The organism is Mameliella sp. AT18 (genome assembly GCF_028807275.1).
In the GTDB taxonomy this organism is placed as follows: Bacteria; Pseudomonadota; Alphaproteobacteria; order Rhodobacterales; family Rhodobacteraceae; genus Antarctobacter; species Antarctobacter albus.
The window spans coordinates 1-22,876 of record NZ_JARAMO010000302.1 but is presented as its reverse complement, the minus strand read 5'-3'; the positions used below and the strand labels follow the sequence as shown (position 1 = coordinate 22,876).

Below are 22,876 nucleotides of genomic sequence, written 5' to 3'. Positions count from 1 at the left end.
ACCGCAGGGAGACGGGGGCAGAGCCCCCTCTCTTTCCCGCTGCCCGCGCGGACCTAGAACAGTGCCTGCGTCATCCGGATCAGTGTAGGCTCGTCCGCCTCGAAGGCCGCCATCACCGCCCGCTGCAGCCCGGCCAGGCTCGCCGGTTCCACCGCTCCTGCCCCGTAGGCCCGCGCCAACGCCAGAAAATCCGGGTTGCGCGCCACAACCGCGTTGGGCTCGATCTGGGCGCTCACCATGTTCTCACGGATCTCGCCCAGTGCACCGTTGTCCCAGACCAGGATCGGCAGCGGCAGGCCCAGTTCCACCGCCGTCCCCAGTTCAGGCAGCGTGTATTGCAGCCCGTAATCGCCCAGGATCGCGCAGGTCGGCAAACCAGGTCGGCCGACGGCGCCTCCGATGGCAGCAGGCAGCGCATACCCCAGCGTGCCGAAACCGCTGGGATGGTGCCAATGGCCGGGCCGGGGCATGTCCCAGACCTCCAGCGCGCCATAGGCAAACTGGGTCATGTCGGAATAGATCATCGCCTCTGCAGGCATGACCGCCTGCAGTGCCTCTGACAGTTCCACCACGCCGGGCCGTTCCGCCCGGACCTGTGCCTTCCAGCGCGCCCGCGCCGCCGCCACCTCTTCCGCGTCCCAGCACGGCGGACGGTCATCGTTGCGCGCTGGGATAGCGATGGTCATCGCCCGGATCAGCGCCGCGGCATCCCCGACAAGCCCAAGATCCCCGGCCCGCAAATCGGACAGGACCGCCGGATCCAGGTCCACCCGGATCATTCGCCCCGAATGACCCAGCTCGTCACGCCAGAGATCGACCTCGGACAGCTCCGTCCCCAGCGCGACCACCAGATCCGCTTGCGCGGCCACTTCCGCGCTTTCGGGCCGCGCCAGCGAACTGCCTAAGAACAACGGCTGATCCGCCGGCACGATCCCCCGGCCTGCATAGGTGACAAAGCTGGCCGCCCCGGTCTGCTGCAACAGCTCCGGCACATGCGCCGCCCCCGAGACCGCACCGCCCCCAAAGATGAACAGCGGTTTTTCCGCCTCGCTCAGCGCGTCGATCACCGCGTAGATCTGGTTGTGGGTCAGGTGCGGGCGCTCTGGCCGCAGAGGCGGTTCCGGGGCAGGCTCGGCCGGCGCGCCCAGGGCCGCGATCGGCATGTGCAGGGCCTTGGGCCGGGGCCGCGCGCTGGCGAACTCGCCAAAGGCGCGGTCGATCAAGGCATAGACAGCCGCGGGCTTCCCCGCCTCCTCGGACCAGTCGCAGACCGTGGCCCCCGCCGCGCGCTGGTCGCGCATCTGGTGCAGCTGTCCCCGCCGGGCCGCCGTTTCGTCCAGGCAGGAGGCCAGCGCCAGCACTGAAACGCTGTCGGAATAGGCCTGTCCCAGCGCCGTCATTGCGTTCAGGAACCCGGGGCCCGTGATCAGGTAGCAGACACCGGGCCGTCCGGTCGCCCGCGCATAGCCATCGGCCATGAACCCGGCGCCCTGCTCGTGACGGGCGAGGACATGGGTGATCCCGGCCTCCTCGATGCCACGATACATCTCGATGTTGTGCACGCCGGGGATGCCGAAGATCACCTCGACCCCGCGGGCCTTGAGAGCATGGCTGACCTGTGCGCCAAGGGGTTTCGTCATCATGCCCTCCAGAAGCCGATGGTAAAGAGTGCGAAGACCGCCAGGATTTCAAGCCGCCCCACCAGCATGGCAAAGCTGAGTATCCATTTCGCCGTGTCGCTGAGGCTGGAAAAATTGCCCGCCGGTCCGATCGTGTCGCCCAGTCCCGGGCCAATGTTGGCAATGGCGGTCGCTGCGCCGGACACCGAGGTGATGAAGTCAAGGCCCGTCAGGCTGAGCGCAACGGACAGGACGCCCAGCGACACCACGAAAAAGACGAAGAAGCTCATGACCGAGCTCAGGACGTCCGGCCCCACCGGGCGCCCCTGGTAGCGCGGCACAAAGACCCCGTGCGGCGCGCGGATGCGGCGCAACTGCACCCGGATCGAGGCAAAGAGCAACTGGTAGCGGAAGATCTTGACCGAGCAAGCCGTGGACCCGGCGCAGCCGCCGATCAGCCCAATGAAAAAGAACATGGCGATCAGGAAAGGTCCCCAACTCATGTAGTCGACGCTGGCATATCCGGTGCCCGAGATGATCGAGGTGATGTTGAATAGCGCCTCGCGCACGGCCTGTTCAGGATGATGCGGAAAGATCGACAAGAGCGTGATCGAAGTCACGACCACCAGGGTTCCGATGATGGCGAGAAAGGTCAGTACCTGGCTGTCGGACAACAGGACGAACCTGTGCCCCGCTACCATTTGGACGTAGCGCACGAATGGCAGCGCGGCGAGAATCATGAAGACAGAAGCGACATATTCCGCCGGCCCGGAGAACGTGCCGAAGCTGGCGTTGTAGTTTGAAAACCCGCCGGTCGAGACGGTGGTCATCGCATGCACCGTCGCGTCAAAGGCGTTCATGCCGCAAAGCAGGTAGCTGATCGTGCAGAACAGCGTAAGCGAGATGTAGATCGAAGAGATCGAGGCCGAAATCTGCGTCGCCCGGGGCAGGATCTTGCCCATCGTGTCGAAAGCCTCGGATCGGAAGATCTGCATCCCGCCGACCCGCAACTCCGGCAGAAAGACCATCGCGACGACGATGATCCCGATCCCCCCCAGCCATTGCAGCAATCCCCGCCACAGCAGCAGCCCCTTGGGCAATCCGTCAAGGTTCGTCAGAACGGTCGACCCGGTGGTGGTCAGGCCCGACATCGCCTCGAAAAAGGCATCGGTATAGCTGACCCCTGTGGCCCCCAGGACAAAGGGCAGCGCCCCGAAGACCGGCAGCGCCACCCAGACGCCCGTGGTCAGCAGGAACGTCTGTTGCAGGGTCAGCCCCTTCTTGACCGCGTTGGCACAGGACAACGACGTCAGGCCGCCCGCCAGCATGGTGATGCTTGCGCTTTCAAGGAAGACCGGCCATTCACCCCGCCCCTCTGCCAGGTCGACCACGAGCGGCAGCAACATGCAGGCACCAAGGCAGGCGACCAGCAGGCCGATCACATAGGCGACGGGGCGAACATCGAACATGAGACGGAGCGTTGGCCCGCCGGTGCAGGACTGTCAAGCGCCCTGCGCACCCTTGCCGCAACGCCGTCCGTCAGGCGGCCAGAAGGTCGCGAAAGACGAAGGACAGGATATCGTCGCGCGCAATGCCCAGAGCGGCAAGTTCCGCGTCCGACGCGCATTCCAGGGCAATGATCTGCCGCAACTTGGCCCTGCGAAGCTGTCCCGGGTTCATCCCGAACCCCACTTCGGACAGGAAGACATCGATCCGGCTGTTGAGGGACCTGTGGCCCATCCCGATCTGAACATTGTCGCGTGTCATGACTGGAAACCTTATCCTGCGTGGCCGGTTTCCTCCCTGCGGTTTACCCTCTCACAAAAGAGGTAACCAATCCATGAAAGCGCCGAACGTTGCCGTGAGGCGCCAGTCGCTGCACAAAGGCGCGGCAGGACCAGGGGCCCTGCCGCCTATTCCATCAACCGACGTGAAACAGTGTCGAGAACAGCTTGGGGTCCAGGCTTTCTGCCGCGAAAAGATCGCCCTCGGTCAGGACGGAGACCGCGTCGTGGCTGTGCAGGCTTTCCTGGTGGCTGGCGACCACGCGGTAATCCCCGACACGCGCGTCCGCCTGCAACTGCTCCGCGAACAGACGGGCGGCATCCTCCACAAAGATCGGGTTGGCCGCATTCAGTTCGGCAAAGGCCTGTTCGTCCTCGCGCTTGACCATGACCTGCGTCTCTGTCGGGACGGCGCGGCGACACATGTCCACCACGTCCTCGAACCAGAGGCACTCCCCTTCCTTGACCTCGACGGAAATGCGCGCAACAGAACGTTGCGAGTGCGGCGTGGCCAGCTGCCCACGCGTCCGTCGCGCGTGTTCCGACAATTCCAGAGAGCACGGGCAGGTCGAGGAATAGACATAGTCAAGGTGCATGACCTTGCGGCGCACGCCGTCCTGTTCCACCAGTTCCAGAGCAATGTCGTAGTACTGGTAACCGGACAGGCCCGACCGCAGGCTGTCGACCTTCATCGGAAAGGAGAAGCGCATGTTGATGCGGGCATCAAAGCTTTCCAGGTCACTCTTGTAATCGTCCAGCGCCGCCTCGATCACCTCGAAGCTGAAGGTCTTGTCCGCATGGGCATAGAAGGACCGCATGATGCGGCTCATGTTGATGCCCTTCTTGTCGGCCTCCAGGCTGACGGTGCCGGTCACGCTGGTTTCCAGGTGCAGGTCACCATTGTCGCGGGTGTGATACTGGATCGGCAGGCGAAAGTTGGAAATGCCCACGTGCTGAATGGCACGATTCGCCCCACGAATCAGCGAGGACGGCCCATTCTGCAGGTCCGGCAAACCCGCCTTGTAGTCAGAATCGACGCTGAAATTGTCCGGGTAGGCACGCGACAGCGCCGGATAGGAATCCGGCGCCGAATCGGGTGCAAGACGGGCCACGAGGGGATCCAGCGCCTCGATCTCGGCGTCCTGCGCCTTCGAAGCCCAGCGACGCAGCAATTCCAGTGCTTCTGCCGCCTCTTCCTGGCTGGGCTTCCGATCGATTTCCGGTGTGTGGACGTTCATGGCCACCCCTTTCGAGCATGTCTTCGACGCTTAACCTAGGAATTGTTCACATCAATTCCAATCTCGAAATAGTATACGTCGCAAAGCGAAGCCCGGATCACTCGCGGGCGGCACATGGCCGTCAGACCGCGTCCAGCGCCTGCAGAACGTCCCGAACGAGATCCTCGGGGTCCTCGATCCCCACCGACAGCCGGATCATCCCGTCACCGATGCCCAAAGCCGCGCGTTGTTCGGGTTTCAGACGCTGGTGCGTGGTGGTCGCCGGATGGGTCGCGATGGATTTGGCATCGCCGAGGTTGTTCGAGATGATGACCACCTGCAGCGCGTTCAACATGCGAAAGGCTGCCTCCTTGCCGCCCTCGACCTCGAAGGCGATCAGGGTGCCGCCAGCGCCAAGCTGCTGTTGGGCAAGTCCGTGCTGCGGATGGCTGGCATGCCCCGGATAGATCATCCGCGATACCTTGGGATGATCCACCAATGCCTCCGCCAAGGCCACGGCGCCCTCGGTCTGGGCGCGGACGCGCAGTTTCAGCGTCTCCAGCCCCTTCAGCATCACCCAGGCGTTGAACGGGCTCATCGAACCGCCCGTGTGCTTCATGTAGGGTTCGACCACGCCGCGGATATGCTCACGGGTGCCAAGGATCACGCCGCCCAGGCAGCGGCCCTGCCCATCGACATGCTTGGTCGTGGAATAGACAACTAGGTCAGCGCCTTGCGCGATGGCCTTCGAGTAGATCGGCGTCGAAAAGACGTTGTCAACGATGACCGTGGCACCCACTTTGTGGGCCAGGTCCGCGACCCCGGCGATGTCCACCAGTTGCAGCGTCGGGTTCGACATGCTCTCGAAGAAGACCGCCTTGGTGTCGGGGCGCAGCGCCGCTTGCCACTGAGACAGGTCCTCACCATCGACAAAGGTCACTTCGACCCCGTAGCGCGTCAGAACCTCTTCGAGAACGTAGAGACAGGAACCGAACAGCGCCTTGGCGGAGACGACGTGATCGCCGGCCCGCAGCATCGAGGTCAGCGCGCCGCTGACCGCCGCCATGCCACTGGCACAGGCGAATCCGTCCTCGGCCCCTTCCAGAAGCGCCATGCGCTCTTCGAACATCGCCACGGTGGGGTTGCCGTAGCGGGCATAGATGAATTCGTCTTCGCCCGCCTTGAGAAAGCGCGCCTCCGCCGCTTCGGCAGTGTCATAGACGAATCCCTGCGTCAGGAAGATCGCTTCGCTGACCTCGCCCCACTGGCTGCGCTTGGTGCCGCCGTGCACAAGGTTCGTCGCCTTGCCGTGCGCCTGTTTCTCTTCGATGCTCATGGGTCCACTCCCAACAAAAAAGCCCCGATCGCGGTCAAGCGAAAGGAGCCTTCCGTCTGACCTCTTTAGCGGAATTTCAAGGGGCGATGCCCTCCGTGGCCCGCAATCCGGTAACAAATCGCCACGGGCGATGGCATAGAGACGTTAAGATCACATTGCAAGGGCGTCACGACGTTGTAACCCGCTCTTCACGATACCGTCGCAGCATTGAGGTAGGGCCACGCACAAGATGTAGTGGGACGCTGCCATGCCAATGCTACGGATCACAGTCATCGAACATGAGGCCCGCCTGCATGGCGGCACTGCCCCCCTGTTGCCCGCGCTCGCCGATGCGCTGGCAACCGATTCCGGGCCGGTCACGATCATGGTGCATGGCTACAAGTACCAGCCCGGCCACCCCGTGCACTGTCCACATGCCTCGTTGATGTCCCCAGCCCCGCGCGCCAAGGACCGCAGGGTCGTCAGCTGGCCCGACCGTCTGGGCCTTCAGGGGCGTGTCGCCATATCCTTTGGTTGGCAGGCGCGCGGCTCGATCTGGGCGGCACACCGTCGCGCAGCTTTGGCGGGAGAGGCGCTGGCGGCGCTTGTGCGCGAGGTTCGCCGCCTGGCCCCGCGGCGCCCGGTCAATGTCATCGCCCACTCGCTTGGTGCCCGGGTTGCCCTTGCGGCAGTGCGTGCGGGCGCCCCCGGCGCCATCACCCGCGCCGTCCTTCTGGCTGCGGCGGAATACGGCGCGGTGGCGCGTCATACGCTGGACAGCGCAAGGGGCTGTCGGACGCAGGTCCTGAACGTCACCAGCCGCGAAAACGACCTTTTCGATTTCATGCTGGAACGGTTGGTGCCTCCGACGCATCCGAGTGACCGCATGTTGGGGCATGGTGGGGTGGACCTGCCGCAAATGGTGACGTTGCAGCTCGACGATAAACAAAGCCTAGCAGCCCTGCGCCGCCTGGGCTTTCCGATCGCACCGCCGGAACGCCTGATCTGCCACTGGTCGCCGTACCTGCGCGAGGGCGTCTTTCCGCTCTACCGCGCCATCCTGAGCGGCACCCTACCGCTGGACGACCTTCGGACGGTCCTGCCCACCGCCTGCGCCCCACGCTGGTCGCGTTTGTGCCCACGGTTGCCGCGCCCGCAACCACCATTGGTGCCCGCCGAGTAACCCGCCGCTGCCTCGTGTAGGGCAACCTGCCCGTATTGCAGGCAGATTTCACATGTCTCCGGTTGCCTCTCCGGCCTTCCCCGGCCCAATATGGAAGAGTAGCCAACCAGCGGAGAAGCGTGTGGACTCCTTTCTTTTTCAGGCTTCTGTCTTTCTTCTTGCCGCAGTGATCGCTGTGCCTCTCGCAGCGCGCCTGGGGCTGGGCTCGGTACTTGGCTACTTGCTGGCCGGACTTGTGATCGGACCCGGTCTCGGGCTGATCGTGGCGACGGACGACATCCAGCACTTTGCCGAGTTCGGCGTGGTCATGATGCTGTTCATCATCGGGCTGGAGCTGGAACCCCGCGCGCTCTGGGACATGCGGCATCGTCTGATCGGCCTCGGCGGATTGCAGATCGTGCTGACCACGTCGGCCATCCTCGCCGGGGGCATGGCGCTTGGCCTGGCTTGGCCGACGGCCCTGGCCGTGGGCCTCGCGCTGGCGCTGTCGTCGACTGCCATCGTGCTGCAGACACTGAATGAAAAGAACCTGATGCAGACCAATGGCGGGCGATCCGCCTTTTCGGTTCTTCTGACGCAGGACATCGCGGTGATCCCGATCCTGGTCATCCTGCCGCTTTTGTCGATACCCGCCTTCGTCAGTCCGGGAACCTTCCTGCAAGAGAACTCCGACCACGGAGATCACGGCACAGACGCGCATCACGCGGCCATGTCCCTGGTCGAAGGCCTGCCCGGCTGGGGTGCTGCGCTGGTGACGCTGGCAGTGATCGCCGCGATCATCCTTGCCGGTGTCTATGGGGCCCGCCCCCTGTTCCGTTACATCCACGCCGCGCATCTGCCCGAGATGTTCACCGCCGTCGCCCTGCTGATCGTGATCGGCATCGCCTTTCTGATGATGCTGGTCGGCCTGTCTCCGGCGCTTGGCACCTTCCTCGCAGGGGTTGTCCTTGCCAACTCCGAGTTCCGGCACGAGCTTGAATCGGACATCGAACCCTTCAAGGGTCTGCTGCTGGGGCTGTTCTTCATCACCGTGGGCGCCGGGATCGATGTCGAGTCCTTGTTGCGCGAGCCCATGACCATCCTCGGGCTGGCGCTGGCGGTGATCCTGGTCAAGGGCGTCGTGCTCTATGGTCTGGGGCGCGCCTTTGGGCTGCGCAAGCGCGGGCTGTGGCTGTTCACGCTGGGCCTGGCCCAGGCCGGCGAGTTCGGTTTTGTCCTGATCTCCTTCGGTCGTCAGCAAAGCGTCTTTTCCGCCGATCTCGGCGGTCGGCTGTTGCTGATCATCGCCATGACCATGTTGATCACTCCCCTGCTCTTCCTTCTGTTCGACTATCTCAACAAGGGGTTCAGCAAGCTCACCGAAAGCGCCGAGGAAGACGCCATCGACGAAGAAGGCCCGGTGCTGATCGCGGGGATCGGGCGCTTTGGCCAGATCGTCAATCGTCTCGTGCGTTCTGCGGGGCACCGTACCGTGGTGCTTGACCATGACATCAAGACGATCCAGCTGATCCGGCGGTTCGGGGTCAAGGGCTTCTTCGGCGATCCCACGCGGCCCGAACTCTTGCACGCCGCCGGGATAGATTCCGCGCGTGTCTTGGTGGCAGCCCTGGACGATCCCAAGGCCACGACCAAGCTGGTGGCCTATGCCCGCCGCATCCGCCCCGATCTGCACATCGTCGCCCGCGCACGGGACCGGACGCACGTCTATGCGCTCTACCAGGCGGGGGCGAATGACATCGTGCGCGAGATGTTCGACAGCAGTCTGCGTGCCGGCCGGTACGTTCTGGAAAACGTCGGCATGAGCGAATTCGAAGCCGCCATTGCGGAAGAAACCTTCTATCATCATGACCGACGTACCATCCGCGAGCTGGCCCAGCTCTGGGATCCGTCGATTCCCCCGGCCGAGAACGCCGCCTATGTGGCCCGCTCGAAGGAGTTGGAACGCGAGTTGGAGACGGAACTCTACACCGCGCTCACCGAACGCGGAAAGCAGGACGCGGCATAGGCGGCAACCGGAAACGAAAAAACCGCGCCCCGGGGGACGCGGTCAGTTCATTTCCGTTTCGCAGGTCGCTTACGCGGCGCGCAGACCCAGAACTTCGTCCACCTGCTTGGCGGCGGCGGCCTCGTCGCCGGAAACGGCGGCGATTTCGCGGGTCAGACGCTCCAGCGCGGCTTCGTACAGCTGACGCTCCGAGTAGGACTGCTCGCGCTGGTCGTCGGCGCGGTGCAGGTCGCGCACCACCTCGGCGATGGCGATCAGATCACCCGAGTTGATCTTCTGCTCATACTCCTGGGCGCGGCGCGACCACATCGCGCGCTTGACCTTGGCCTTGCCCTTGAGGGTCTTCATGGCCTCGTTCACAACGTCCGGGGACGACAGTGACCGCATTCCGACTTCGGTGGCCTTGTGCGTCGGCACGCGCAGGGTCATCTTGTCCTTCTCGAAGGAGATCACGAAGAGTTCGAGGCTGATCCCGGCGATCTCCTGCTTTTCGATGGACACGATCTGGCCTACGCCATGCGCCGGGTAAACCACATAGTCATTGGGACGGAAGTCGTTTTTCTTGGTCTTGGTCATATAGGTCGTTCCTCGCAACTCATCAGTTGACTAGGCGACAAAAAAGACGACCGGGGATCGCTGGATTCCCGCTCATCTCATGTCATACAGTCTGGTTATGCCCCGTAGGGACGTCGGGCGTTACGCCCCGAACGTGCAGTCATCATGTGAACAACATGTATAGCATAGAATACGAAAGCATCCTAGCGCCCTCACGAAGTGAGGTTTACCAGTTGAATATCAGGGATTTAGGCAAGCAATTCCATGCCCTGCCAAAAGCGACGGAGCGAATCGTTCTTAACCGCCCTCGCCCGGTGTCTCGGAGAAATACTTCTCCAGCTTGCCGCTTTCACCGTCACGTTCCTCGGCCTCGGGCAGCGGATCCTTCTTGGAGATGATCACCGGCCAGAGTTCCGCGTACTTGCGGTTGAACTCGACCCATTTCTCCATGTCCGGCTCGGTGTCCGGGCGGATGGCGTCGGCAGGGCATTCCGGCTCGCAAACACCGCAGTCGATACATTCGTCGGGGTGGATCACCAACATGTTCTCGCCCTCGTAGAAGCAATCCACAGGGCACACCTCGACGCAGTCGGTGTATTTGCAGGCAATGCAAGCATCGTTGACGATGTAGGTCATGAGCTTCTGGTTCCTCGCGGCGCGCTTTTGCGCCTAGCTAATCCAGCGGTCCGGATCATTCAAGCGCCGAGGGGCGCGACTTGTCCAATGCGCGGCGGTCTTTCTTGGTCGGGCGACCGCCGCCCTCATAGCGCGGCGCCTGCGGTTCACGCTCGCGTGGCTTGGGCGGATCGAGATCCTCGTAGAGCGCCTGCGCCTCAGGCGCAGGTCCGCGCCGCTCTCCGGGCGCGACAATACGGATCACCCGCACGTCGCGTTCCTTGGGGAAGGTCAGGATGTCCCCCGGCCCCACCATGAAGGCAGGTTTCGCCACCGGCGAGCCGTTCACACGGCAATGCCCGCCCGATACAAGCTTGGCCGAAAGCGAGCGCGTCTTGAAGAACCGCGCATGCCAGAGCCACTTGTCCAGGCGGATCTTGGCGGGGCCTTCCCCCATTCAGGTCTTGTCCTTGAGCCCCATGAGCGCTGCCGCAAAGGGGTTGTCCGGATCAATCGGCTTGTCCTTCTTGGGCGGGCGCGCCTCGAACTTGCGGCCACCACCGTCGCGCGGCGGCTTGCCCTTCGGCTTGCCACCCTTGCCACGGGGACGTTCGCCGCCCTTGTTGTCCTGCCGGTCGCCGCGCTGCGGACGTCCGCCGCCCTTGGCGCCGTCGCCGCCGCGCGCATCGCGCCGGGGCTTGCCCCCGCCACGCCGCTGGTTGCCGCGATTGCCGCCCCAGGTGAAGGAATAGAAGATCTCCATCTCGGGACCGGCCAGCGCCTCGTCCGGGGCCTCGCCCGGGGTCAGCTCTTCTTCGGGCGTCTCGGGCACCGGGCTCTCGGCCACGGGTTCAGCGGGCTCGGCGGAAACCGGCGCCTCGCCCTCGTCTTCCAATTGCGCCACCGGCGCGGCCACATCGGCCGGCTCCGGCGTTTCACCGGCGTCCGGGCTGACGCCTGCGGGCTCTTCGCCCGCTGCGTCCATGACCGGCTTGTCGTCAGCCGGCGCTCCTGCCTCACCTGCAACCACCGCATCGGCGGGTTTGACCTTTTCGCGCTCACCCTTTTCGGCGCGATAGCCCAGGCCCTGCATCAGGTCGGCGAACTGTTCCAGCGTCATACCGGTGATCGACAGCATGTCGGCCTTGGCCTCGAATCCGCCGCGGCTGTCCTCGGCGCGCAGCATGTCGGCCAGACGCTCCAGCATGTCGATGCGGATCGCCCGAGCCCCGGATTTACGGTAGCCCGCCAGCGTGTAATGCTGCGCCGGCACCTCGTCCATGTTCGGCACCGTGACCAGCCCCGGCGGCGGCGCCTCGGGGAACTCGTCCAGCCCGTTGGCCAACGACCACAGCACCAGCCGCAGCCGCGTCGGCGCCGGTTTCAGCAGCAGCGGCATGAAGATCGTATACTGGCCGAACCGCACACCGTGCTTGCGCAGGGAGCCACGCGCATCCTGGTCCAGCGCCTTGACGTCATCGGCCACCTGCGACCGCGGGATCACGCCCATCTGTTCGACCATCTGGAAGGCAAATCCGCGCGCCAACCCGGTCAGGGCCTCGTCGTCGCGCATTTTCAGCAGCGGCTCGAACAGCGCCGCGATCTTGCGGTCCATGAAATGCTGCAACCGGCGCGTGACCTTCTCGGCCACGTCATGCCCGGCCTCGTCGTCGACGAATGCCACCACGCGCGGTTTGAGCGGATCGTCGCCCTTGGCCAGTTTGCCGACCGCCTGGTCGCCCCACATCAACCCACCTTGTTCGGTAAAGTCGATCTCGGTATCGGGCGCGTTGTAGAATCGGTCGGCGCGCAGGTGGAAATGCGGTGTCAGCGCCTGCAGGCTTGCCTGGCGCAGCGTCTTGGCCTCCTGGCCTGTCGCATCCTTGTCCTGCCGGAACCGGAACCCCTCGAGCCTGCCGACGAGATGACCTTCGACGGTGACTTCACCCTGATCGTTCACTTCGGCCAAGAGGGCCTCCTTCTGTTTCAACCGGCGCAGTAGAACACTGGTGCGCCGGTCTACAAATCTCTGCGTCAGACGCTCGTGCAGGGCATCCGACAGGGCGTCTTCTACAGCGCGCGTTCGCCCGCGCCAATGGTCTTCGTCCGCGACCCAGCCCTTTCGCTGAGCCACATAAGTCCATGTGCGGATATACGCCAGCCGTTTCGACAATGTGTCAATGTCGCCATCGGTCCGGTCGATCCTGTTGACCTGTCGGGCCAGAAAATCATCGGGCACGCGTCCGTTTTGATGCAAGTGCCCAAAGATAACGCCCAAAAGGCCCGCGTGTTCCGCCGGCGAAATTCCGCGGAAATCGGGGATTCGGCAGACATCCCACAACAGTTGCACCGATGCCGTGTCCGAAGCCCGGGCGCGCACCTCTGCCTCGGAGGCCAGGGCACGGAGCGCGCGCAGGTCATCGGCCTCGCGCGCCTTGGTCAACATCTCGTGGTCCGGCGAGGCGTCCAGGCTGGCATCCAGCGCGTCGATGGACCCAAAGCGGAGCGCGGAGCTGCGCCAGTTCAGTTTCTTCAGCGGGGTGAAGGAATGGTTGCAGATCGCCTCTGCCCATTCGTCCGGGATCGGCCCTGTATCGCCGGTGACGCCAAAGGTGCCGTTCGACATGCCGCGCCCGGCACGCCCCGCGATCTGTGCCAGCTCGTTCGGTTGCAGGGGGCGCATCCGCCGCCCGTCGAATTTCGTCAGCGAGGAAAAGGCAACATGGTCTATGTCGAGGTTCAGGCCCATGCCGATGGCATCTGTCGCCACCAGGTAATCCACCTCGCCATTCTGGTAGAGATCGACCTGCGCGTTGCGTGTCCGGGGTGACAGCGCCCCCATGACCACGGCCGCCCCGCCCTTCTGCCGTTTCAGCAGTTCCGCGATGGCATAGACATTGTCGACGCTGAAACCGACGATGGCGGTCCGCGCCGGCAGGCGGCTGATCTTTTTCGAGCCGGTATAAACAAGCTGGCTCATCCGTTCGCGACGGACGTATTCCACCCCCGGCACCAGCGCCCCGATGGGTCCGCGCATCGTGTCGGACCCCAGGAACAGAGTCTCATGCGTGCCGCGCATCCGCAGCAGGCGGTCGGTAAAGACATGGCCGCGTTCTGGATCGGCGCAAAGCTGGATCTCGTCGATTGCGACGAAATCCGTGCCCATGCCCTCGGGCATCGCCTCGACCGTGCAGACCCAGTATTTCGCCCGTGGCGGAACGATCCGTTCCTCGCCCGTCACCAGCGCCACCACAGACGGGCCGCGGATCGCCACGATCTTGTCGAAAACCTCGCGCGCAAGCAGGCGCAGCGGCAATCCGATCACGCCGGTGCGATAGCCAAGCATCCGCTCGATGGCGTAGTGGGTCTTGCCTGTGTTGGTCGGGCCGAGAACGGCCGCGATCCGGGAATTCTGGGCCATTGGGCCGCCTATGTCTCAGGCACCCCGCACGGATAGGCGCGGCGCCTCTCTTGCCTCGTCAGAGCGTGATGCCGATGGCCCTGCGCTCGAGCCGCTCCATCGCCTTCTGGACGTCGGGATCATGCGGCCTGAGTTCAAGTACCTTCTCGAAGGCGCGATAGGCAAGGGCCGGTTTTCCGACCTGTTCATTGATCGCCCCGACCCCGCGCAGCGCCGCGAAATGGTTTGGATTCAGCGCCAGAACCCTTTCCAGGGCGTCCATCGCCGGGCCGAACTTCTCGGCCCCGAAATAGGCCAGCGCAAGCCCGTGCCACCCTTCGGCGAAATCCGGCGCATGGTCCGTCAGGGCGCGGAAATGCTCGATCGCGGCCTTGTGGTTCTTGACCTCCAGCGCATCACGCCCACGCTTCAAGAGCAGGTCCATGCTTGCCGAACCTGACTTGGACCACTCGGCGATCAGCTGGTTTTCCAGCCGCTGCGCGGCGGTCGCGGTCTCGGCCTCCTGCAGCTCTGCAAGCAGCTCTGCCGAGCGATCTTCCGCCCTCCCGAGGGAGGGTAGGGAAATCATGACTAGGGCGCAAAATGCCGCGAGGATACGTTTGTAATCCATATGTGCCGTCCTCATAACTTGGGCTGAGTGTAGCGTCTGAACGCCAGTTGGCCAGCGCACGATTATGAGAGCAAGCTTTAGGAGCGAAAATGAGCGACACAGTCAACGCGGCCGTCAAAGCCCTGAATGAAAAAATGGGCGGAAACGGGTTCGACGGAACCGCGAAAATGACCATTGAGGACGAAGGCAGCCTGATCATCGACGAAAACGGCGCACATGCCGGTGACGAGTCCGCAGATGTGACCATGACCGCCAGCGCAGACACCTTCCTTGCCATTGTCGAAGGCGATCTGGACCCGACCTCGGCCTTCATGTCCGGCAAGCTTGCCATCGAGGGCGACATGTCCGCCGCCATGCGCCTCGCACAGGTCCTGGCCTGATGAACGCCGTTCCCGCGCCCTTCCACGCCGATCTTGCAGAAGGTCCGGCAGACGCCCGTGCCTGGTGGATGACCACCTCGGACGGGCTGCGTGTGCGCATCGCGCATTATGGCAGCAACGGGGCGCGGGGCACGGTTTTCATGTTCCCCGGCCGGACCGAATACGTCGAGAAATACGGCCGTGTCAGCCGCCATCTTTCAGATGCCGGCTATCATGTCCTTGCCATCGACTGGCGCGGACAGGGACTGGCCGACCGGATGCTGGACGAACGCCGCACCGGCCACGTCGGCGTCTTCGAGGATTACCAGCGCGATGTCGCCAGCATGGTGCAACTGGCCGACGACCTCGGCCTGCCCGGCCCGCGCCACCTGATCGGCCATTCGATGGGCGGCTGTATCGGGCTCCGCGCTGTCTCTGACGGTCTCGACGTGGCCTCCTGCGTGTTTACCGGCCCGATGTGGGGCATCCGCATCGCCGACCCGGTCCGCCCCGCCGCTTGGGCGATCTCGCGCATGTCGAAAACCGTGGGCCTGGGCCATCTCTTTGCACCGGGCACCGGGGCCGACAGCTACATCGCCTCCAACGCCTTTGACGACAACTTGCTGACCACCGACACCGAGCAATGGGACTACATGCGCCGCCAGGTGCTGGCGATCCCCGAACTGCAACTCGGCGGCCCCTCGTTACACTGGCTGCACGAGGCGCTGGCCGAAACCCGCCGCCTGGCCCGACGTCCCTCTCCGAAACAGCCCTGCATCTGCTATTGCGGCACCAACGAACGTATCGTCGACATCGACCGCATCCGCTCGCGCATGGCGCGATGGCCGAACGGGCGCCTCGACATGGTCGAGGCCGGCGAGCACGAGATCCTGATGGAAAGCCCGCATATCCGCGAACGCGTCCTGTCCGAGATCGTCGCGCATTTCGACAGCGCAACAGACCGGACCGCCCTGCGCGCCTGAGGCAACCTCCCGAAAATCCGGCACTGGCCCGACGGCGGAAACCGCCTATCCTCAGCCGCATGAGCCAGCCCGTCCTCACCTTCACAGATCGCGGCATCTACTGCCCCGCGGGCGATTTCCATATCGACCCCTGGCGCCCGGTCGACCGCGCGCTGATCACCCACGGCCATGCCGATCACGCCCGCCCCGGCCATGCCGCCTACCTGGCCACGGACGGCGCCCTGCCCGTCATCCGCCACCGCCTGGGCGAAATCGCGGCCGAGGGCATCGCCTATGGCGAAGCGCGACAGATCGGCGGCGCGCGCGTCTCATTTCATCCCGCCGGCCACTTGCCCGGCTCGGCCCAGATCCGGGTCGAGGTGGATGGCCAGGTCTGGGTCGTCTCGGGCGATTACAAGGTGGTGGACGACGGCCTGTCGGAACCTTTCGAGCCGGTTCGTTGCCATGCGTTCATCAGCGAATGCACCTTCGGACTGCCTGTCTTCACCTGGCCCTCGCAGAAAGACGTCGCGGCGGAAATCAACGCCTGGTGGGCCGCCAATGCCGCCGAGGGCCGCACATCCATGCTGGGGGCTTATTCGCTGGGCAAGGCACAGCGTCTCATGTCCATGCTGGAGCCCCAGGGCCCGATCCTGACACATGGCGCTGTCGAGGCCACGAATGCCGTGCTGCGCGCGCAGGGCTACCCCTTGCCAGAGACCATTCAGGTCACGCCCGACACCGATGTAAAGGCCCTGAAAGGCGCTCTTGTCATCGCACCGCCCTCGGCCCTGGGCAGCACATGGGCGCGCAAATTCGGACCCGCGTCGACCGGCTTTGCCTCTGGCTGGATGCGCCTGCGCGGCATCCGCCGCCGCCGGGGCATGGACCGCGGGTTCGTCATATCCGACCATGCCGACTGGCCCGGCCTGCAAGAGGCCATCAAGTCCACAGGCGCGGAAACCATATATGTCACGCATGGTTACACGGAAATCTTCTCGCGCTGGCTGAACCAGCAGGGCTATGATGCCACCATCGTCCCGACAGAGTTCGGAGGCGAAGATGACGCCGAGGGCGGGACCGCGTCATGAAACGCTTTGCCCGGCTGTTCACCGAGATCGACCAAACCACGAAAACCACTGTCAAAACAAAGGCCTTGGCCAATTACTTTACCCAAGCACCCGAGGCAGACAAGCTCTGGTGCATCGCGCTGTTCTCGGGCCGTCGCCCGAAACGGGCCGTGACCACCACCAACCTGCGGGAATGGGCGGCCGAACGGGCGGGCATCCCCCTTTGGCTGCTCGAGGAATCCTATCCCATCGTCGGCGACCTGGCCGAAACCATCGCGCTGGTCCTGCCACCTCCCGCGCAGGCCTCAGATCACAGTTTATCACATTGGATCAACGTTCTGCGTGGCCTTCATGATGTTTCTCTGGACGAGCGAAAACCGCGTATCCTGAATGCCTGGGACCAGCTCGACACCACCGAACGGTTCCTGTTCAACAAGCTCATCACCGGCGGTTTTCGCATCGGCGTCAGCCGCAAGCTGATGACCCGCGCCCTGGCCCAGGCGACCGGCCAGGACGAGGCAGTGCTGGCGCACAAGCTGATGGGCGGATGGACACCCGAAACCACCAGCTACCACGCCCTGATCGCGGCAGAGGACCCTGCCGCCGACCAGAGCCGACCCTATCCCTTCTACCTCGCCTACCAGCTGGACGAGGCGCCGGAAACGCTGGGCCCGCCGGAAGACTGGCAGGCGGAATGGAAATGGGACGGCATCCGCGGCCAGTTGATTGTGCGCGAGCAGGCCCATCACGTCTGGTCACGCGGCGAGGAACTGATGACCGATCGTTTCCCCGAATTTGCCCGCGCTGCCGACTTCCTGCCGCCCGGCACCGTGCTGGACGGCGAGATCGTGGCCTGGGAAGGCACGCAGCCCATGCCCTTCAGCGCGCTGCAACCGCGCATCGGGCGCAAGACGGTGCCGAAGAAACTGCTGCGCGAGGCGCCGGTGATCCTGCTGGCCTATGATTTGCTGGAAGAAAACGGCGCCGACCTTCGGGATTTACCGCTCTCCACGCGCCGTGCACGGCTCGACGCGCTCTTGGCCGACCTGCCCTCCGACGCGCCGGTGCGGGCCTCTCCCGTCGTGCCTTTCGCAGACTGGAACGCACTGGCAGTGACCCGCGCGAAGGCCCGCGATTTCCGCGCCGAGGGCCTGATGCTGAAGCGCCGCGACAGCCCCTATCTGTCGGGCCGCAAGAAGGGCGACTGGTGGAAATGGAAGCTGGACCCGCTGACCGTCGACGCGGTGATGATCTACGCCCAGCAGGGCCACGGTCGCCGCGCCAACCTGTTCACCGATTTCACCTTTGCCGTCTGGCAGGGCAACGAACTGGTCCCTTTCACCAAGGCCTATTCAGGGCTGACGGACAAGGAATTCGACGCGATCACGGCCTGGGTGCGCAAGAACACCCAGCAACGCTTTGGTCCCGTGCGGCAGGTGCGCCCCGAACATGTCTTCGAGATCGCCTTTGAGGGCATCCAGCCCAGCCCGCGCCACAAGTCGGGCCTGGCCCTGCGGTTTCCGCGCATGTCGCGCTGGCGCCACGACAAAACCCCGCAGGACGCCAATACGCTGGACGATCTGCGGGCGCTCCTGGCAGCCTACGGCTGACGGGAAAGTCACATCAGGACCAATGTCCGGTTTTCCCGACTGGCAGCAAAAGGGACATTGTGGGTACATGGCCCGGCATTCTGAACTGGACCTTGCCGACATGCTTCGCCCCCTCCTGCTCTGCCTCGGGCTATTTGCGCCCGCTGCTGCCCATGCGCAGTCCTTCAACATCGAGGGGACCGTCGCGATCAGCGCGCATGACTACCGCAACCTGTCCGGCATCGGTGTGATCGATGCCACCGCGTCGATCCCGCTCAGCCGCGATTATCCTCTGACGCTGGAATTCGGCACCTATCTCTTTGGGCTGGATGGCAAACGGCCGCATGAGACCTACGCCGCCTTCGCCTGGAACGACACCTGGCGCGCGGGCGTCGTGCGTCCGGCCTATGACCAGGTGCTGCCCTCGGTCTTTGCCCGTGCGGCGCCCTATCTCGCCTATGAGCGCGCAGAATACACCCGCGCCCATGCCACGGTCGAGGCCATGCGCCGCACCGCCGTGCCCTGGGGACTGTCCTGGCAACAGAGCTATGGCCGGACCGATGTCGCCGTGTCGCTGCACGACGCGGTCAAGGGCAGCTTTCGTGCCGCCTCTGTGGCGGTGACCTACAACGGCGATGGCTGGCAACTGGCAGGCGCGGTTGAAACCGTGACCTCGCGCACGATGGATCACCACGGCATCAACGCCAAGCTGGGCGCGCACTTCGACATCGGTCGCGCGGATTTCGGCGTGACCTGGCTGCACCCCGAGGTCAACGACAAACCGGACGCGATCGCGCTGGACCTCGTCTTTCCCGTGACCACGAAACTGGACATGATGGCCTTTGGCGAGTTCACCGACGGCGGCAAGGACGATGCTTATGGCATCGCGCTGGACTACAAGCTGCGCCCCGATACAAGCGTCCTCTTCGCTGCCACCGATGGACGCGGTGGCAGCGGTATTCACCTGACGCTCGAACGGCGGTTCTGATCCCGCTGCATCGTCAGTTTACCCGGCAGGCCTCAGCCGCAGGACGCGTCGAAGCCGATCATGCCTTCGCCGATCCCGGTGACGCGCAAGGTGCACGACTGGTCCCCCACATCGACACCCAGGCTGCTGTCGGCGGCAACGCGCTGTGTCTGGACTCCGTTCACTGCGATCCGCGCCTCCTGGCCCTCGCTGTCCACGCTGGACACGAAGACACGCAGGGCACCGTCGGCAAGGCTGACCGTGTGACCCGGCAACACGCCATTATCGGGGGCCGCGACAGTCACCGCAGGCGGGATCACCCCGCAGTCAGACCCCAGCGTCACGCCCCGGTCACTCATCGACGCAACCGTGACCGAACAGTCCCGGCCATCCATCGACACAGGGGTCGAGCCACCGGCCCCAAGCGTTACCAGAGATCCGTTCACCGACAGCCGCACGGACCCGCCCGCCGGGTCGATCCGGGACACAAAGGCCCGCACCGCGCCATCGGCGAAAAGCGCGGTATCGCCGACGCTCAGCGCATCGGCAGAGGCCATGCCGCTGTCGGGTTCCGGCACCTCCGTCGCATCTGGTCCGGCATCAGCCGGCGCGGCAACAGCGGCGGCGGCCACGCGTGTGGTTTCCTCGATCCCCTTCGACAGGTCGGCCAGCGACGTCTTGATCGTCTCGGCCTGCGCCGCCGAGGTCTTGGCAATGTCGTCCCCCAGCTTGGTCCGCAGGTCGTCCAGCTTGGTGGTCATCTCCTTCGACAAGCCCGCCGTCAGCGCCGACATGTCGGGCGCGTTCTCGGCCAGACCCGTCTCAAGCGCGTCCAGCCGTTTCTGCAAGGCGGCCAGCTGTTCTCCATGTGCCTTGGCGGCCTTCTCGGCCGCCTCCTGCGCGGGCACCACGGTATCGTCGATGACCTTGCGCAGGTCGGCGGGGCTGTCCGACCCGCTGAAGGCGACGCCGGCAAGGACCCCGATCACGAGGCCGCCTGCACCCAAAAGCAGTGAAGCATTCGACATGCTGAAATCTCCTCCCTGAATTCGATTGTTGGTTCTTTCCTGACCCAAGCTTAGCCAGACTCCGCCGCCGATCCGAAATCTTTTCTGCGTCAAGCCCTCCAAAAATATGGGGCGCCGGTTGCCTTCGCGCGGGCCTGCCCCCTATGTGAAGGGAAACGACAAGAGGGTTCTCCATGCACACGTTCGCCAAAACACCGCTTTTCGACGCCAACGCCAGTGCCGGGGGCAAGAACCTGGGCGATCTGCCCGAATGGGATCTGACCGATCTCTATGCCTCTCCCGACGCGCCCGAGCTGAAACGCGATCTCGACTGGCTCGAAGAGGCCTGCCGCAGCTTTGCCGAGGATTACGAAGGCAAGCTCGACACGCTGGATGCCGACGCCTTCCTGACCCTGGTGCAGCGCAACGAGCGGATCTCGACCATCGCCGGGCGCATCATGTCCTTTGCGGGCCTGCGCTATTACCAGCTGACCACCGACGCGGAGCGCGCCAAGTTCCTCTCTGACTGCCAGGAGAAGATCACCAATTACACCACCCCGCTGGTCTTCTTCTCGCTCGAGGCCAACCGCCTGGGTGACGACCACTACGAGGCGCTCTTTGGTGCCAACCCCGACCTCAACCGCTACAAGCGCGCCTTCGACCGGATGCGCGCCATGAAGCCCTACCAGCTGTCCGACGAGCTGGAGAAATTCCTGCATGACCTCGGCGTCGTCGGCGACGCCTGGGAACGGCTTTTCGATGAGACCATCGCCGGGCTGACCTTCGAGGTCGACGGCGAGGAACTCAACATCGAGGGCACGCTGAACCTGCTCACCGAGCAGGACCGCGACACGCGCGAGGCCGCCGCCCGCGAACTGGCCCGTGTCTTTGCCGAAAACCTGCGCACCTTCGCCCGCGTGCACAACACGCAGACCAAGGAGAAGGAGGTGCTGGACCGCTGGCGCGGGATGCCCACGGCGCAGACCGGCCGGCACCTGTCGAACGACGTCGAACCCGAAGTGGTCGAGGCGCTGCGCAACGCGGTCGTCGATGCCTACCCGCGCCTGTCGCACCGCTATTACGAGCTCAAGCGCAAGTGGCTGGGTCTGGACGTGATGCAGGTCTGGGACCGCAACGCGCCCCTGCCGATGGAGGCCACCCGCACCGTCACCTGGGACGAGGCGCGCGAGACGGTGATGAACGCCTACAACGCCTTCGACCCCCGCATGGGAGAGATCGCGACGCCCTTCTTCGACAAGGGCTGGATCGACGCGGCGGTGAAGCCCGGCAAGGCGCCGGGTGCCTTCGCCCATCCCACGGTGACCGAGGTGCACCCCTACGTCATGCTCAACTACCTGGGCAAACCGCGCGACGTGATGACCCTGGCGCATGAGCTGGGCCACGGCGTGCACCAGGTGCTGGCGGCAGGACAGGGCGAGATGCTGTCCTCGACGCCCCTGACGCTGGCGGAAACGGCCTCTGTCTTTGGCGAGATGCTGACCTTCCAGCGCATGCTGGAGAACGCGCAAAACGATGCCGAGCGCAAGGTCCTCTTGGCCGGCAAGGTCGAGGACATGATCAACACGGTGGTCCGCCAGATCGCCTTCTACGACTTCGAGTGCAAGCTGCACGAGGCGCGCCGCGGCGGCGAGCTGACCCCGGACGACATCAACGCGCTCTGGATGTCGGTGCAGGCGGAAAGCCTCGGTGGCGCCTTCGAGTTCATGGAAGGCTACGAGACCTTCTGGTGCTACATTCCGCATTTCGTCCACTCGCCCTTCTACGTCTACGCCTATGCCTTTGGCGACGGGCTGGTGAACGCGCTTTACGCCGCCTACCAGGAGGCGCCCGAGGGCTTCCAGGACAAGTATTTCGACATGCTCAAGGCGGGCGGATCGAAGCACCACAAGGAATTGCTGGCACCCTTTGGACTGGACGCGAGCGATCCGAAGTTCTGGGACAAGGGGTTGAGCATGATCGAGGGATTCATCGATCAGCTTGAGGCGATGGAGGGGTGAGGGAGAACTCTTGAACCTTCTGGGTTTCTTGCTCCGAAAGAGGATTCCTCTTTCGGACTTCCTTCAATCCGTTGATGGACGTCAACTTATCGAGATGGGCCGGATGTATGGTGGCGAGTTCATAATTCGCCAATTTTCAGATAATGATGAGAGGAGACGCCTAGGAATGACATTGGCTGTGGCGTCCTTCATCTCGCAGAATGGCGACCCGGAGGACCCTGAGTTCCGGAAGGCCCTTACAGGGATGATGCCTGACCAATGGGAGTACGCCATAAGGCATTCCAAGTTTCATGAGCCCGTGCAAGGATTGAACTCCTTAGACTTCACAGTCCGAGCAATGAGAACAACGTTTCTTCGCCTCAACTCTGAAGTGGGTCGTATGATGGGATCTTTTCGAATTTCTGGGTGGGAAGGTTCGGAATATCGAAGAACTCTGCAAGAATCGGCATAGACACTACTTACCCTAACTGCACTGCATGCCTCTTTTATTGATAGCTCGAGGGTTTTGCGCCGAAAACTCGAAGGAAGCGACGAACGTTTCCATGGGGCTGTTAGGGTCAGGACCCATTGATTTGGTTGG

General features: G+C 64.0%; 19 protein-coding genes. 8 read left to right on the top strand and 11 right to left on the bottom strand.

The window, feature by feature from the left end; translation table 11 throughout:
* Nucleotides 1-53 precede the first annotated feature (53 nt).
* From PVW46_RS24615 to metZ, 5 genes are all read right to left on the bottom strand, one after another.
* Entirely contained in the window at nt 54-1,640 is a 1,587-nt protein-coding gene (locus PVW46_RS24615) for a 5-guanidino-2-oxopentanoate decarboxylase (protein WP_069210419.1), read from the bottom strand.
* Nucleotides 1,640-3,088: a TrkH family potassium uptake protein gene (locus PVW46_RS24610; protein WP_043137749.1), complete on the bottom strand. Its 1,449-nt coding sequence runs from the start codon at nt 3,086-3,088 to the stop codon at nt 1,640-1,642. The genes PVW46_RS24615 and PVW46_RS24610 overlap by 1 nt, the downstream gene beginning before the upstream one ends.
* Nucleotides 3,089-3,158: 70 nt before the next feature.
* The gene (locus PVW46_RS24605; protein WP_043137751.1) at nt 3,159-3,386 is read right to left on the bottom strand and encodes a hypothetical protein; all 228 of its coding nucleotides are present in this window, start codon (nt 3,384-3,386) and stop codon (nt 3,159-3,161) included.
* A 154-nt stretch (nt 3,387-3,540) separates the two neighbouring features.
* Nucleotides 3,541-4,641, bottom strand: coding sequence for a GTP cyclohydrolase FolE2 (gene folE2 / locus PVW46_RS24600; protein ID WP_043137754.1), 1,101 nt, complete (start codon nt 4,639-4,641; stop codon nt 3,541-3,543).
* A 121-nt stretch (nt 4,642-4,762) separates the two neighbouring features.
* Entirely contained in the window at nt 4,763-5,956 is a 1,194-nt protein-coding gene (metZ, locus tag PVW46_RS24595) for an O-succinylhomoserine sulfhydrylase (protein ID WP_069210420.1), read from the bottom strand.
* A gap of 253 nt (nt 5,957-6,209) precedes the next feature.
* Here metZ and PVW46_RS24590 point away from each other — a divergent pair, with 253 nt between their 5' ends.
* Both PVW46_RS24590 and PVW46_RS24585 read left to right on the top strand, forming a co-directional pair.
* The gene (locus PVW46_RS24590; RefSeq protein WP_083242396.1) at nt 6,210-7,118 is read left to right on the top strand and encodes a T6SS effector phospholipase Tle3 domain-containing protein; all 909 of its coding nucleotides are present in this window, start codon (nt 6,210-6,212) and stop codon (nt 7,116-7,118) included.
* A 121-nt stretch (nt 7,119-7,239) separates the two neighbouring features.
* Complete coding sequence (locus PVW46_RS24585) at nt 7,240-9,123, top strand: monovalent cation:proton antiporter-2 (CPA2) family protein (RefSeq protein ID WP_069210422.1); 1,884 nt, start codon at nt 7,240-7,242, stop codon at nt 9,121-9,123.
* A 69-nt stretch (nt 9,124-9,192) separates the two neighbouring features.
* Here the strand turns inward: PVW46_RS24585 and PVW46_RS24580 are convergent, their stop codons facing one another.
* From PVW46_RS24580 to PVW46_RS24560, 5 genes are all read right to left on the bottom strand, one after another.
* Nucleotides 9,193-9,699 carry a CarD family transcriptional regulator gene (locus PVW46_RS24580; protein ID WP_043137763.1) on the bottom strand — a complete coding sequence of 169 codons (507 nt, stop codon included), beginning with the start codon at nt 9,697-9,699 and terminating at the stop codon, nt 9,193-9,195.
* A 276-nt stretch (nt 9,700-9,975) separates the two neighbouring features.
* A complete protein-coding gene (gene fdxA / locus PVW46_RS24575) occupies nt 9,976-10,314 on the bottom strand; it encodes a ferredoxin FdxA (protein ID WP_043137766.1) in 339 nt (112 codons plus the stop codon).
* Nucleotides 10,315-10,369: 55 nt separating this feature from the next.
* Nucleotides 10,370-10,750 (bottom strand): RNA-binding S4 domain-containing protein, encoded by a 381-nt coding sequence (locus tag PVW46_RS24570; protein WP_043137768.1) that lies wholly within the window; start codon nt 10,748-10,750, stop codon nt 10,370-10,372.
* A complete protein-coding gene (locus PVW46_RS24565) occupies nt 10,751-13,714 on the bottom strand; it encodes a helicase-related protein (RefSeq protein ID WP_069210423.1) in 2,964 nt (987 codons plus the stop codon).
* A gap of 58 nt (nt 13,715-13,772) precedes the next feature.
* Nucleotides 13,773-14,324 carry a tetratricopeptide repeat protein gene (locus PVW46_RS24560; protein ID WP_308421271.1) on the bottom strand — a complete coding sequence of 184 codons (552 nt, stop codon included), beginning with the start codon at nt 14,322-14,324 and terminating at the stop codon, nt 13,773-13,775.
* An 89-nt stretch (nt 14,325-14,413) separates the two neighbouring features.
* On the opposite strand from PVW46_RS24560, the gene PVW46_RS24555 reads away from it, so the two are divergent.
* The 5 genes from PVW46_RS24555 to PVW46_RS24535 all read left to right on the top strand — a co-directional run bounded on the left by PVW46_RS24555 (nt 14,414) and on the right by PVW46_RS24535 (nt 19,292).
* Nucleotides 14,414-14,704: an SCP2 sterol-binding domain-containing protein gene (locus PVW46_RS24555; protein WP_043137772.1), complete on the top strand. Its 291-nt coding sequence runs from the start codon at nt 14,414-14,416 to the stop codon at nt 14,702-14,704.
* Complete coding sequence (locus tag PVW46_RS24550; RefSeq protein ID WP_043137775.1) at nt 14,704-15,666, top strand: alpha/beta fold hydrolase; 963 nt, start codon at nt 14,704-14,706, stop codon at nt 15,664-15,666. The genes PVW46_RS24555 and PVW46_RS24550 overlap by 1 nt, the downstream gene beginning before the upstream one ends.
* Nucleotides 15,667-15,725: 59 nt before the next feature.
* Entirely contained in the window at nt 15,726-16,736 is a 1,011-nt protein-coding gene (locus PVW46_RS24545; protein ID WP_069210424.1) for a ligase-associated DNA damage response exonuclease, read from the top strand.
* On the top strand, nt 16,733-18,325 hold the full coding sequence (locus PVW46_RS24540; protein WP_069210425.1) for an ATP-dependent DNA ligase: 1,593 nt from the start codon (nt 16,733-16,735) through the stop codon (nt 18,323-18,325). Before PVW46_RS24545 ends, PVW46_RS24540 begins: the two co-directional genes overlap by 4 nt.
* Before the next feature lie 100 nt (nt 18,326-18,425).
* Nucleotides 18,426-19,292: a hypothetical protein gene (locus tag PVW46_RS24535; RefSeq protein WP_274578082.1), complete on the top strand. Its 867-nt coding sequence runs from the start codon at nt 18,426-18,428 to the stop codon at nt 19,290-19,292.
* Between the two features lie 32 nt (nt 19,293-19,324).
* Here PVW46_RS24535 and PVW46_RS24530 read toward each other — a convergent pair whose 3' ends face one another.
* Entirely contained in the window at nt 19,325-20,299 is a 975-nt protein-coding gene (locus PVW46_RS24530; protein WP_069210427.1) for a hypothetical protein, read from the bottom strand.
* A 173-nt stretch (nt 20,300-20,472) separates the two neighbouring features.
* On the opposite strand from PVW46_RS24530, the gene PVW46_RS24525 reads away from it, so the two are divergent.
* Nucleotides 20,473-22,296 (top strand): M3 family oligoendopeptidase, encoded by a 1,824-nt coding sequence (locus tag PVW46_RS24525; protein WP_069210428.1) that lies wholly within the window; start codon nt 20,473-20,475, stop codon nt 22,294-22,296.
* The last annotated feature ends 580 nt before the right edge of the window (nt 22,297-22,876 follow it).

Coding starts and splice junctions, on each gene's coding strand:
- PVW46_RS24565 (WP_069210423.1), bottom strand. CDS start 13,714: ATGGCCCAGAATTCCCGGATCGCGGCCGTTCTCGGCCCGACCAACACA.
- PVW46_RS24535 (WP_274578082.1), top strand. CDS start 18,426: ATGCTTCGCCCCCTCCTGCTCTGCCTCGGGCTATTTGCGCCCGCTGCT.
- PVW46_RS24560 (WP_308421271.1), bottom strand. CDS start 14,324: ATGGATTACAAACGTATCCTCGCGGCATTTTGCGCCCTAGTCATGATT.
- PVW46_RS24525 (WP_069210428.1), top strand. CDS start 20,473: ATGCACACGTTCGCCAAAACACCGCTTTTCGACGCCAACGCCAGTGCC.
- PVW46_RS24540 (WP_069210425.1), top strand. CDS start 16,733: ATGAAACGCTTTGCCCGGCTGTTCACCGAGATCGACCAAACCACGAAA.
- PVW46_RS24615 (WP_069210419.1), bottom strand. CDS start 1,640: ATGACGAAACCCCTTGGCGCACAGGTCAGCCATGCTCTCAAGGCCCGC.
- PVW46_RS24530 (WP_069210427.1), bottom strand. CDS start 20,299: ATGTCGAATGCTTCACTGCTTTTGGGTGCAGGCGGCCTCGTGATCGGG.
- PVW46_RS24555 (WP_043137772.1), top strand. CDS start 14,414: ATGAGCGACACAGTCAACGCGGCCGTCAAAGCCCTGAATGAAAAAATG.
- PVW46_RS24605 (WP_043137751.1), bottom strand. CDS start 3,386: ATGACACGCGACAATGTTCAGATCGGGATGGGCCACAGGTCCCTCAAC.
- PVW46_RS24570 (WP_043137768.1), bottom strand. CDS start 10,750: ATGGGGGAAGGCCCCGCCAAGATCCGCCTGGACAAGTGGCTCTGGCAT.
- PVW46_RS24610 (WP_043137749.1), bottom strand. CDS start 3,088: ATGTTCGATGTTCGCCCCGTCGCCTATGTGATCGGCCTGCTGGTCGCC.
- metZ (WP_069210420.1), bottom strand. CDS start 5,956: ATGAGCATCGAAGAGAAACAGGCGCACGGCAAGGCGACGAACCTTGTG.
- PVW46_RS24550 (WP_043137775.1), top strand. CDS start 14,704: ATGAACGCCGTTCCCGCGCCCTTCCACGCCGATCTTGCAGAAGGTCCG.
- folE2 (WP_043137754.1), bottom strand. CDS start 4,641: ATGAACGTCCACACACCGGAAATCGATCGGAAGCCCAGCCAGGAAGAG.
- PVW46_RS24580 (WP_043137763.1), bottom strand. CDS start 9,699: ATGACCAAGACCAAGAAAAACGACTTCCGTCCCAATGACTATGTGGTT.
- fdxA (WP_043137766.1), bottom strand. CDS start 10,314: ATGACCTACATCGTCAACGATGCTTGCATTGCCTGCAAATACACCGAC.
- PVW46_RS24545 (WP_069210424.1), top strand. CDS start 15,726: ATGAGCCAGCCCGTCCTCACCTTCACAGATCGCGGCATCTACTGCCCC.
- PVW46_RS24590 (WP_083242396.1), top strand. CDS start 6,210: ATGCTACGGATCACAGTCATCGAACATGAGGCCCGCCTGCATGGCGGC.